At 65.1% G+C, this 10,252-nt stretch carries 11 protein-coding genes; 5 read left to right on the top strand and 6 right to left on the bottom strand.

What is annotated here, in order from left to right:
- Positions 1-67: 67 nt before the first annotated feature.
- The 3 genes from IVB29_RS33415 to IVB29_RS33405 are packed head-to-tail and all read right to left on the bottom strand — an operon-like array spanning position 68 to position 3,144.
- Positions 68-886 (bottom strand): enoyl-CoA hydratase/isomerase family protein, encoded by an 819-nt coding sequence (locus IVB29_RS33415; protein WP_247507656.1) that lies wholly within the window; start codon positions 884-886, stop codon positions 68-70.
- Between the two features lie 16 nt (positions 887-902).
- Entirely contained in the window at positions 903-2,063 is a 1,161-nt protein-coding gene (locus tag IVB29_RS33410; protein WP_247507655.1) for an acyl-CoA dehydrogenase family protein, read from the bottom strand.
- A 16-nt stretch (positions 2,064-2,079) separates the two neighbouring features.
- Positions 2,080-3,144, bottom strand: coding sequence for an acyl-CoA dehydrogenase family protein (locus IVB29_RS33405; protein ID WP_247507654.1), 1,065 nt, complete (start codon positions 3,142-3,144; stop codon positions 2,080-2,082).
- A gap of 246 nt (positions 3,145-3,390) precedes the next feature.
- Between IVB29_RS33405 and IVB29_RS33400 the strand changes: the two genes are divergently transcribed.
- On the top strand, positions 3,391-4,176 hold the full coding sequence (locus IVB29_RS33400) for an SDR family oxidoreductase (protein ID WP_247507653.1): 786 nt from the start codon (positions 3,391-3,393) through the stop codon (positions 4,174-4,176).
- A 133-nt stretch (positions 4,177-4,309) separates the two neighbouring features.
- Here the strand turns inward: IVB29_RS33400 and IVB29_RS33395 are convergent, their stop codons facing one another.
- Both IVB29_RS33395 and IVB29_RS33390 read right to left on the bottom strand, forming a co-directional pair.
- A complete protein-coding gene (locus tag IVB29_RS33395) occupies positions 4,310-4,582 on the bottom strand; it encodes a GlsB/YeaQ/YmgE family stress response membrane protein (RefSeq protein ID WP_247507652.1) in 273 nt (90 codons plus the stop codon).
- Between the two features lie 28 nt (positions 4,583-4,610).
- Positions 4,611-5,213, bottom strand: coding sequence for a YidB family protein (locus IVB29_RS33390; RefSeq protein ID WP_247507651.1), 603 nt, complete (start codon positions 5,211-5,213; stop codon positions 4,611-4,613).
- A 171-nt stretch (positions 5,214-5,384) separates the two neighbouring features.
- Here IVB29_RS33390 and IVB29_RS33385 point away from each other — a divergent pair, with 171 nt between their 5' ends.
- Positions 5,385-6,392 (top strand): 2-dehydropantoate 2-reductase, encoded by a 1,008-nt coding sequence (locus tag IVB29_RS33385; protein WP_247507650.1) that lies wholly within the window; start codon positions 5,385-5,387, stop codon positions 6,390-6,392.
- A gap of 18 nt (positions 6,393-6,410) precedes the next feature.
- Positions 6,411-6,626, top strand: a complete 216-nt coding sequence (locus IVB29_RS33380) for a hypothetical protein (protein ID WP_247507649.1) — start codon at positions 6,411-6,413, stop codon at positions 6,624-6,626.
- 111 nt (positions 6,627-6,737) lie between these two features.
- Here IVB29_RS33380 and IVB29_RS33375 read toward each other — a convergent pair whose 3' ends face one another.
- The gene (locus IVB29_RS33375; protein ID WP_247507648.1) at positions 6,738-7,358 is read right to left on the bottom strand and encodes a hypothetical protein; all 621 of its coding nucleotides are present in this window, start codon (positions 7,356-7,358) and stop codon (positions 6,738-6,740) included.
- A 209-nt stretch (positions 7,359-7,567) separates the two neighbouring features.
- Here IVB29_RS33375 and IVB29_RS33370 point away from each other — a divergent pair, with 209 nt between their 5' ends.
- Positions 7,568-8,596 (top strand): alpha/beta hydrolase, encoded by a 1,029-nt coding sequence (locus tag IVB29_RS33370; protein ID WP_247507647.1) that lies wholly within the window; start codon positions 7,568-7,570, stop codon positions 8,594-8,596.
- A 121-nt stretch (positions 8,597-8,717) separates the two neighbouring features.
- The gene (locus IVB29_RS33365; protein ID WP_247507646.1) at positions 8,718-10,235 is read left to right on the top strand and encodes an AMP-binding protein; all 1,518 of its coding nucleotides are present in this window, start codon (positions 8,718-8,720) and stop codon (positions 10,233-10,235) included.
- Positions 10,236-10,252 lie beyond the last annotated feature (17 nt).

Genomic DNA, 10,252 nt, shown 5'->3' with positions numbered 1-10,252 from the left:
CCGGCGCTTCGCGCCACCTTCTCCCACAAGGGGAGAAGGAAGAAAGAGGAGTCCTTCCCCGAAGAAGCTACCTCCCCTTGAAATTCGCCGCGCGCCGTTCTTCCGTGGCCTTCACGCCTTCCTTGAAATCTTCCGTCGCGCGGAGCCGCGTCTGCTCGGCGAGTTCGTGGTTGGTCTGGGCCATGACGCGGTCCGCCAATCCGGCGCGCATCGTCGCGCGGGTGGAGAGGAGGCCGAGCGGGGAGCATTCGGCGATCTCGCCGGCGAGCTTCATCGCGGCCGCCTTCACTTGGTCCTGTGGCACCAGCTCGTTGGCGAGGCCCCACTTCAATGCCTCTTCGCCGGTGACGCGGCGGCTGGTGTAGAACATCAGCTCGGCGTTGTTCTTGCCGATCAGTTCCGGCAACGTCGTCGTCAGCCCGAAGCCGGGATGGAAGCCGAGCTTTGTAAAATTCGCGGCGAAGCGCGCTTCGGGGCAGGTAACGCGGAAGTCCGCCGACACCGCGAGCCCGAGTCCGCCGCCGATGGCGGCGCCCTGCACGGCGGCGACGATCGGCTTCTTGGCGCGGAAGATGCGGACGGCCTGGATGTAGAGATGATTGATCGCGCCGAGGCTGTCGGCCGGATCGCCCTTCGCGGCTTTATCGGCCTCGCGCGCCTCCTGCTCCTGCCGCGCCGGATCCTTGAAATTGGCACCGGCGCAGAATGCCTTGCCCTGTGCGGAGAGAACGGAGGCCCGGATCTCGATGTCGCGGTCGAACTCGTCGAGCGCATCCGCGATCTGGTTGATCAGCGAGATGTCGAAGAAGTTCAGCGGCGGGCGGCGGATCTCGATCGTGCCGACGTGTCCGACCTTCTCGACGCCGATATCTTTGTAGGTGCTCATGATGATCCTCGAATGACTAGCGCAAACCAAGTCCGCGGGCGATGATGCCGCGCAGCACCTCGGTGGTGCCGCCCTGGATGGTGAGTTTCGGTGCGGTCTTGATGGCGAAGTCGAGCTGCCGCTCCAGCGTCTCGCGGTTGGTCGCGGTCTCCTCGACGAAAGCTGCAAGGTCGCGCACGCGATGCGGAAGCTGCTGCTCCCAGACCGTGCCGATGTCCTTGACGATGGACGCTTCCACCACCGGCTCCTTGCCGGCTTGCAACATGCCGGCAACCGAGACCGACATCCGGCGCATGGTGTGGAGCTGCGCGACCAGGCGGCCGATACCTTCGGCGCTGCGCGTATCCGGGTTCGGCCCGACCGCGCGCACCAGCTCAGTCAGCACGTAGTAGGTTTCGAGGAAGCGCTCGGGACCGGAGCGCTCATAGGCCAGCTCCGATGTCGCCTGCTTCCAGGCGCCGTCGACTTCGCCGAGCACGTGATCCTCGGGCACGAAGAAGTCGGTGAACACGACCTCGTTGAACTCGTGCTGGCCGGTGATCTGCCCGATCGGGTTCACCTGAATGCCAGGCTGCTTCATCTTGACCAGAAACTGCGTCAGGCCGTGACGGCGGTTTTCCTTGGTCGGCTGCGACGTCCGGAAGATCGCGATCATGTAGTCGGCGATGTGCGCCGACGAGGTCCAGATCTTGGTGCCGTTGATGAGATAGCCGCCGTTGGTCCTGGTCGCGCGTGTCTTCGCGGCAAACAGGTCGGAGCCGGAGTTCGGCTCGCTCATGCCGATGGCAAAGCAGATCTCGCCGCGGCAGATGCGCGGCAGGATATCCATCTTGATATGCTCGGGCGCGTATTTGATCAGCACCGGCCCGCTCTGGCGGTCGGCGACGAAGAAGCGCCGCGTCGGCGCGTTGGCGACGCGCATCTCTTCCGTCACGACGTAACGTTCGAGGAAAGAGCGCTCCTGGCCGCCATATTTCTTCGGCCAGGTCATGCCGAGCCAACCCTTGGCGCCGACCCGGCGGGAAAATTCCGGCGCGTCGGTGTCTTCGCGGTTGGGCTTGTGCGGATCAAAGGTGCCGGCGGCAATTTCCTCGGCGAGGAAGGCGCGCACTTCCTTGCGCAATTGCTCGCACTTCTCGGGCAGGCGGATCGGATCGAAACGGAGGGCAGCGGTCATGTGTTTCGTCTCCCGGTCAGCGCGACGCCACGAGCGGCCACAATTCGTCGGCGCCACGCTTGGCGACGAGCTTGCCGAGCTCGACGGCCCAATGGCTCTCCGAACCGAAATCGTCGCGCCATGCGAGCGCCCGCAGCGAAAAGCGGTGCAGGATGTGCTCGCTGGTGAAGCCGATCGCGCCGTGCACCTGATGGGCGATGGCGCCGCCTTTCTCCGCGGCTTCTGCGCAGCGGATCTTTGCGGAGGCGGCTTCGAGGTAGACTTCGTCGTCGAAGGACTTTGCATTGGCAATCGCATCGGCCGCCGAGGTCGCCGCCGCAAGCGCCGCGGCGGATTCGCCGGCGAGGCGGGCGAGGTTGTGCTGCACCGCCTGGAATTTCGAGATCTTCTTCTCGAAGGCAACGCGCTCGTTGGAATAGCGCACGGAAATGTCGAGCAGGGATTCCAGCGCGCCCGCGATCTGAAGGCTGCGCGCGACGCCGCCCATCAGCATGAGCGTGGTCTGGTCAAAGCCATCAGGGGCGGTCTTGATGGTGACGGGCTGGACCTTGTCGAGCGTCACGGTATCGCTGTGGTCGTAGCCGACATTGAGGCCGGATTCGATCCGGCCCTTGCTCGCATCGACCAACGCGATGGAAACGCCATCCTTGCCGTGCGCCAGCACCGCAAAATGTTTGGCGGTTTTCGCAAAGGGCACGCCGCGGCAGCGGCCGGAGAGCGCGCCGTCGGCATCAAGGGTGATGCGGTCCTTCGGGGAGGCCGGCAACACCGTCATCTCGCCTTCGGGGGAAGAGATCTTCGCCTGCGCCAGCAGCCAGCCTGCGAGCATGGTCTCGGCCAGGGGAACCGCGACCGCGAAGCGGCCGGCCGCGTTGAGCAAGGCAAAACCGTCGGCAAGGCTCGCGCCGGAGCCGCCGAGATCGTCGGGCACCCAGGACAGGGGCAAGCCGGCTTCGCTCAGTGCCTGCCACAGCGGCGCCTGCCACGAATTCTTCTTGTCGTTGTTGATGGTTTGCGGATCGGCGAGATCGGCGAAGATTTTCTCCGCGGTCTCGACGACGATATTGTCACTCTCCGCCACAGCGTTCCCCGTGTTTTGCCATTGGCGCGTTCCGCCTGACGGGCCGGCGCGCGATCTCTTCTTGCGCCCGATGATCCGAAAAAGCCATGGCCCTGACAAGCGTTGATCGCAGGTCAACCCGCGGCGCGGGCATAGGCGCAAGGGCCGTGGGAGGCTAATTCCGCTTAGCGGAGTTTGCTCGATTTGCAGGGCGCGGCAAACTCGCTAAACAGGGCGCCGACAACTTACAAAGGGAAGGAAATCCGGATGGCAAAGGACAGTTTGTGCGCGATCGTGACGGGGTCCGCATCCGGACTTGGTGCTGCGACCGCGGAAATTCTCGCGCGGAGTGGGGCGCGGCTCGTCATCAACTATTCGTCGAGCAAGACCGAAGCCGAGGTCACGGCAGAGCTCTGCCGCAAGGCCGGCGCGGCCGAGGTGCTGGTTGCGCAGGGCGACGTGTCGAAGGACGACGACTGCCGAAAAATCGTGGCGGCTGCGGCCGGCTGGGGCCGGCTCGACATCCTCGTCAACAATGCCGGCACCACCAAGCATGTCGCCCATGCCGATCTCGACGGATTGTCCGCGGAAGATTTCCAGCGGCTGTACGGCGTCAACACCATCGGGCCGTTCCAGATGGTGCGCGCGGCGCGCGGCCTGCTCGAGGCCGGATCGAAGGCGTCGGGACGGCCGTCGGCGGTGGTCAACATCTCCTCGGTCGCCGGCATCAGCGGGGTCGGCTCGTCGATCGCCTATGCCGCGAGCAAGGGCGCGCTGAACACCATGACGCTGTCGCTGTCGCGCGCGCTGGCGCCGCTGATCCGCGTCAATACCGTGTGTCCCGGCTATATCGACACGCCCTGGTTCACCAAGGGCCGCGGCGAGGCCGGCGCCAAGCAGGTGCGCGACAGCGTGGTGGCGAAGGTGCCGCTGAAGGTCGCCTCGACTGCGGATGACATCGCGCAGCTCGTCTGCTTCCTGGCGATGCCGGCGTCGAGCAACATGACCGGCGAGGTCGTGCGCATGGATGCGGGGATGCATTTGATTACGTGAGCTCGTCATTGCGAGCGGAGCGAAGCAATCCAGAATCCCTCCAAGGGAATAGTCTGGATTGCTTCGTCGCAAGAGCTCCTCGCAATGACGGAGTGTAAGGCGACGGCGTGCCTCCATCCGGCGCTTCGAGCCGCTACCCCTTGATCACGCCGCTCGCCACCAGCCGGTGCCAGATGAACAGCACCACCACTGCGCCGATCGTGGCCATGATGAAGCCGGCGCCCTCGTCGGGGCTGTAGTGCCCGATGGCCTGGCCGATGAACGTCGCCAGAAACGCGCCGACGATGCCGAGGATGGTGGTGAGGATGAAGCCGCTCGGGTTGTTCGGTCCCGGCGCCAGCCAGCGCGCGATGAGGCCGGCGACGAAGCCGACGACGATGATCCACAACAGGCCGCCCATGCTCATGTCAGTGCTCCCCTTGCTTTGACTAAAATCAGATTCGACCCGAAAGCTCGTTCTCGGTCGGCAGCCGTCCATCCGGCGTCAGATGGTCGATCACCTTCGGCAGATACTGGCTGAGGCCGGAGAGCAGTTCGTCGCGCGACAATCCGCTCTGGGCGGACAGGCTCTCGATCTGGTCGGCGCCGAGCGCGTTGGCGAGATCGCCGGGCGCGATCGCCTTGTTTTCGCCCTTGCCGACCCAGGTATTCGCGGTCTCGCTGTGGCCGCCCTGCTGAAGCTGGTTGAGGAGATCGCCGAGCCCGCCGCTCAGCACGCTGCCGGCCGCGCCGCCCGCGAGCAGGCCGCCGAGGCCGCCCTTGAGCAGGTCACCGAGGCCGCCGCCTCCACCGAGCGCGCCCCCGAGGCCGCCGCCAGCACCCGCATTCACCGGCGGGGGCAGGTGCGTCGGCGTCGGAGATGGCTGCGGTGCCGCGCCGGGCTGGCCCGCCGTCAAATGCTTGAATGCCTTCCACCCAAGCAGGGCGATGATCGCCATCGTCATTGGCGACATGCCGCCGGAGGATTGCTGTGAACTCGGCGTGCTCTGGCCGTGCGGGCCGTTCTGCATGCCGTTGAGGACATCGAGTAGACCCATGGTGCTCTCCTTTGGCGTTCTCGTCGGCGATCGCTCGCCGCTGACTGCCCCCGGGGCGAAAACATATGGGGCTCTCATGACGGTTACAAGGCGAATGCGTCGCAACCGCGATGGGCAGCCGGAGCTGCCTCTGCTATCGAAGGCTGGTCGTTAAGGGGAGAGCGAGGTCTGGTGGTGACGGATCGACCGATCGTGGTGGCTGGCGCAGGCGCGATCGGCTGTTTTGTCGGAGGCCAGTTGGCGGTCTCAGGCCGCCGCGTCGCGCTGCTGGTGCGGCCGCGGGTGAAGACCGAGATCGAGCGGTTCGGCCTGCGACTGACCGATTTCGACGGATCCGAGAAGAAGCTCGGCCCGGGCCAGCTTGCGCTGTCAGAGGACCCTGCGATCTTCCATAGCGCCGGCATCGTGCTGGTGACGGTGAAAAGCGCCGACACTGCCGATGTCGCGGACCAGATCGCGCAGCATGCGCCGCAGGATGCCGTCATCATCTCCTTGCAAAACGGTGTCGGCAATGTCGCGGTCCTGCGCGAGCGTCTCGGCGGCCGTCGCGTGCTCGCCGGCATGGTGCCGTTCAACGTGATCGCAATGGGCGAGGGGCGGTTTCACCGCTCGACCTCCGGAGACATCCATGTCGGAGAGGACGAGGCGAATACGGCTGCGGGGTTGTCGGTGCCGGGCCTCGCCATGCGCGCGAGCGGTGACATCTCCGGCGTGCAATGGGGCAAGCTGATCATCAATTTGAACAACGCGCTCAGCGCATTGTCCGACATGCCGCTTGCCGCGCAACTGGCCAATCGCGACTGGCGAAGGCTGTTCGCCGACCAGATGGCGGAAGGCGTGGCGGTGCTGAAAGCCGCCGGCATCGCGCCGGTCTCCGCGACGCCGATCCCGATGAGGTGGACGCCGACAATGCTGCGGCTGCCCGACATGATCTTCAACGCGATCCTGGGGCGCACGATGAAAATCGATCCCGAGGCGCGCTCCTCGATGTGGCAGGATCTGAAACAAGGCCGCAAGACCGAGATCGACTATCTGCAAGGAGCGGTCATTGCGCTTGCCGAGCAGAACAAGGTCGCCGTGCCGCTGATGCGCCGCATTGTTGCGCTGATCAAGGAGGCGGAGAGCGCGGGCAACGGCCCGCCGGGGCTGACGCCGCAGCAGATTCGTGGGGTCGCTTGAGTGCAAGGGAGAAGCGCGATGAGGCGTTGTCTAATGATAGGGCTCGCGCTGGCCGCGCTTTGCGGTGTGTCGACGCTCGCTTACGCAAGGCCGCCGACGGTCATGAACTCGCCCGGCTATGACAGGCGATTGCAGGAGAGCAGGTCGCAGTTGGGCAGTTCGCCGACAACAACGGCGCCGGCGGATGCGCCGGTAGTCAAACCGAAGCGCAGCAAGAAGAAGCAGCCAAACTAAAGCGGGACGCTCTCGTAGGGTGGGCAAAGCGAAGCGTGCCCACCACATCGATCACGTGGGCACGGCGCGAAGGGCGCGCCTTTGCCCACCCTACAAGTCCGCGCGAGAAACTCAGCCCTTCTTCGCCGGCTTGCTCGGCGTCGGGTTGAACAGCTTCTTCAGATCGTTCAAGCTTTCCGACAGCCGCGGCCATTCGCAGGAGAATGAGCCCTTGGCGCAGGGCGCACCCTTCGGCCGCTGGCCGATGGTCTGAAGGACTTTCGGCCGCTCCACCGGCACGGGCACGCGCGCGACCTCGGTTCGCAGCGCGACCTGCTGGAGCTGCTGCGCCTGTTGCTCCTGCTGCTCGCGCTGCTGACGCATGGCGGTCTGGGCCGCTTCATCGCTGCGGCGCTGATTGGCGAGATAGGCGGTGTAGGTTTCGTCGATCTTCTTCTGCTCGTCCGGCGTCGGGTTGGGGCCGGCGATGTCGAAAGTGCGATCCTGGAGGAAGTCGTAATAGGCATAGCCGCCGCCGGCCTTGCGGCGGCCGGCGAACTTGGCGTTGCAATCGGCGAGCGCTGATGTCTTCTCGGCCTTGGTTGCGGCCTTCTCGGCGGCGTCGGCGCATTCCTCGAAATCAACCGGCGCGCGCTTCCACCATTGCGCCTGGGCATGCGACGCCGTCAGCAGAAAAAATCCTGCTGCGGCAACGAGAAGCGCCGCACGACGCGATGCAACCACAATCGACATTCTACGAGAGCATTCCTTGCCAAACTCAACCCGAACTGAGTCGAGCCGGATTTTTGCCCCTTTATCGCCGGCTTGTCACCCATGGAACCCGGGAATTTCATGGCCGCAATGCTGACATTTTTTGCTTGACGTGGCGCGGCAGTCACAGCCGCGCGGCACCTGATGCGTTTAGACTTTCATCGATGTGAATACGAAGGGGACTATCCGTCATGAGAGCGCTGGCCTGTCTTGCCACACTCGCTTTGGTGCTGATCTGCGGCCACGCCTTCGCGGCGGACGAAGACGCACCCAACCGCAAGCCGGTCAAGGCCATCGGCGATGCGCGGCTCTCGGTCGGCGGCCGGGGAATGCTGCCGCTCTACCTCTCCCGCGACTGGTCGCTGCCGCAGCCCGCGATCTCGCGCGCGATCATCATGCTGCATGGACGGCTGCGCAATGCGGACGAATATTACATATCGGCCAACAACGCGCAGGCAGCAGCGGGCGACGACGGCAAGGCCGCGCTGATGATCGTGCCGCAATTCCTGGCCGAGATCGATATCGAAGCGTACAAGCTGCCGCAGGACATGCTGCGCTGGTCGCTGGAGGGCTGGGAGGGCGGCGATGCCGCGCTTGCGCCCAATCCGGTCTCCTCGTTCGAGGCACTCGATGCGATCCTGGCAAAACTCTCGGAACGGCGCGTCTTCCCGAACCTGAAGCAGGTCGTGGTGGCCGGGCATTCCGGCGGCGGCCAAGTCGTGCAGCGCTATGCGATTGCCGGCAAGGGCGAGGCGGCCTTGTTGCGCCAGCACATCGAGATCCGCTACGTCGTCGCCAATCCCTCGTCCTATGCCTATTTCAGCGCCGAGCGGCCCTTGCCGAAGATTGCCGCATCCTGTCCCGGCTACGACAACTGGAAATACGGCATGGGCGACCGGCCGCCCTATCTCGCCGACGCGACGCCGGCGGCACTCGAGCAGCGCTATGTCGAGCGCGAGGTGATCTATCTGCTCGGCACGCTCGACACCAATCCGAAACATTCCGCGCTGGACAAGAGCTGCATGGCGGAGGCGCAAGGGCCTTATCGTTACGCCAGGGGTCACGCCTATGTGGACGCGATGGCCAAACGCGACCAAGGCACGCCCAATCACAGGGTCTGGGACGTCGCCGGCGTCGGCCATGACGGCGATAAGATGCTGACCTCGAAATGCGGGCTTTCGGCGCTGTTCGATATTCCCGGCTGCGGCGCGGAGCGTTGATGGCTTGAGGCCGGGCGTCTTGAAGGCAGACGTCTTGAAGGCTCGGCTCCGGCTGTTACACTTCGTCTCGCGCCGCGCCTCATTCTGAGGCGGCGCCAAGAAGACGAAGTGGAAACGCCTGATGCTGCTGCCCCTGTCCGACGTGCCGCGCTGGTATGCGGAGCGCAAACCGCAAGGCACGATCGCCGTCCAGCATGGACAGGACACGCTGACATGGGACCAGCTCGAGCGCGGCGCCAACCGCCGCGCGCGCGCGTTTGCCGCGAAAGGCGTGAAGCCGGGCGATTTTGTCGCAATCGGCTTGCCTAACGGCAACGCCTTCTTCGAGACCTCCTTCGCGGTGTGGAAGTGCGGGGCGACGCCGACGTCGCTGTCGTGGCGGCTGCCGCGCGGCGAAGCCGCCGCGGTGCTCGACATCCTCAAGCCTGCGCTGGTGGTCGGCGGCGAGGCGGACTGGAATGCGCCGAACCGCCTGCCTGCCGATTTCGTGCCGGAGGGTTTTTCGGACGAGCCGCTCAATCCGCCGGTGGCGCGCTACTGGAAAGCCATGACCAGCGGCGGCTCGACCGGCCGTCCAAAAGTGATCCTCGATCACCAGCCGGCGGTGACCGATACGGTCGCCGCGCCGCCGCTCAATATCCCCTTTGGGGTCTCGCTGCTCAATCCCGGTCCGCTCTATCACAATGCGCCGTTCATCGTGTCGCACTATGCGCTGTTCACCGGCGGCAAGCTCACCGGGCTTACCAGGTTCGACGCCGAGGAGACGCTGCGGCAAATCGCGCAAGAGCGCGTGCAATGGGTCAATTTCGTGCCGACCATGATGCACCGGATCTGGGCGCTGCCGGAGAGCGTGCGCAACGCCTACGACGTCTCCAGCCTTCAGACCGTGTTTCACATGGCCGCTCCGATGCCGCCCTGGCTGAAGGAAAACTGGATCGCCTGGCTCGGACCTGACAGGATCTGGGAGCTCTATGGCGGCACCGAACGCCAGGGCTCCTGCATCATATCAGGCACGGAATGGCTGACGCATAAAGGCTCGGTCGGCAAGATCGGCGAGATGGCGCGCCTGCGTGTCATCGGCGAGGACGGCAACGACGTCGCGCCGGGCGAGACGGGCGAGATCTATTTCCTCAACAATGACGGCAAGGACGCCACCTATCACTATCTCGGCGCCGAGCCGAAGCGGCGCGCCGATGGCTGGGAATCGCTCGGCGACATCGGCCGGCTGGACGCCGAAGGCTATCTCTATCTCGGCGACCGCCTTGCCGACATGGTCTTGCGTGGCGGTGCCAACATCTATCCGGCCGAAATCGAGGCGGCGGTCTCCGAGTGTCCCGGCGTGCGGTCTTGCGTCGTGGTGGGACTGCCCGATCCGGAATTGGGCCAGCGCGTGCACGCCATTATCGAGCCGGAGCCCGACGCGGACGGCCAGGCGATCGCCGACGGCATGGCGGATTTTCTGAAGGATCGGCTCAGCCGCTACAAGCATCCTGAAAGTTTTGAGATCGTCAGCGCCCCGCCGCGCGATGATTCCGGAAAAGTCCGCCGCACCCTGTTGCGCGACGAGCGCGCAGCATGGATGAAGGAAGGGCGAGCCTTCCGGATTTGGCCGGCGAAGGCGCGGGCGCACGCCGAGTAATTCACGGAAGGAATTTT

It is taken from the genome of Bradyrhizobium sp. 1 (assembly GCF_023073315.1).
Classification (GTDB): domain Bacteria; phylum Pseudomonadota; class Alphaproteobacteria; order Rhizobiales; family Xanthobacteraceae; genus Bradyrhizobium.
Note: the sequence above shows the minus strand (reverse complement) of the source record. Positions and strands in the feature narration are given on the sequence as shown.

What these genes read in the sequence shown, in the direction of transcription:
- IVB29_RS33415 (WP_247507656.1), bottom strand. Translation starts at nt 886, where the DNA reads ATGAGCACCTACAAAGATATCGGCGTCGAGAAGGTCGGACACGTCGGC.
- IVB29_RS33410 (WP_247507655.1), bottom strand. Translation starts at nt 2,063, where the DNA reads ATGACCGCTGCCCTCCGTTTCGATCCGATCCGCCTGCCCGAGAAGTGC.
- IVB29_RS33400 (WP_247507653.1), top strand. Translation starts at nt 3,391, where the DNA reads ATGGCAAAGGACAGTTTGTGCGCGATCGTGACGGGGTCCGCATCCGGA.
- IVB29_RS33395 (WP_247507652.1), bottom strand. Translation starts at nt 4,582, where the DNA reads ATGAGCATGGGCGGCCTGTTGTGGATCATCGTCGTCGGCTTCGTCGCC.
- IVB29_RS33390 (WP_247507651.1), bottom strand. Translation starts at nt 5,213, where the DNA reads ATGGGTCTACTCGATGTCCTCAACGGCATGCAGAACGGCCCGCACGGC.
- IVB29_RS33380 (WP_247507649.1), top strand. Translation starts at nt 6,411, where the DNA reads ATGAGGCGTTGTCTAATGATAGGGCTCGCGCTGGCCGCGCTTTGCGGT.
- IVB29_RS33375 (WP_247507648.1), bottom strand. Translation starts at nt 7,358, where the DNA reads ATGTCGATTGTGGTTGCATCGCGTCGTGCGGCGCTTCTCGTTGCCGCA.
- IVB29_RS33370 (WP_247507647.1), top strand. Translation starts at nt 7,568, where the DNA reads ATGAGAGCGCTGGCCTGTCTTGCCACACTCGCTTTGGTGCTGATCTGC.
- IVB29_RS33365 (WP_247507646.1), top strand. Translation starts at nt 8,718, where the DNA reads ATGCTGCTGCCCCTGTCCGACGTGCCGCGCTGGTATGCGGAGCGCAAA.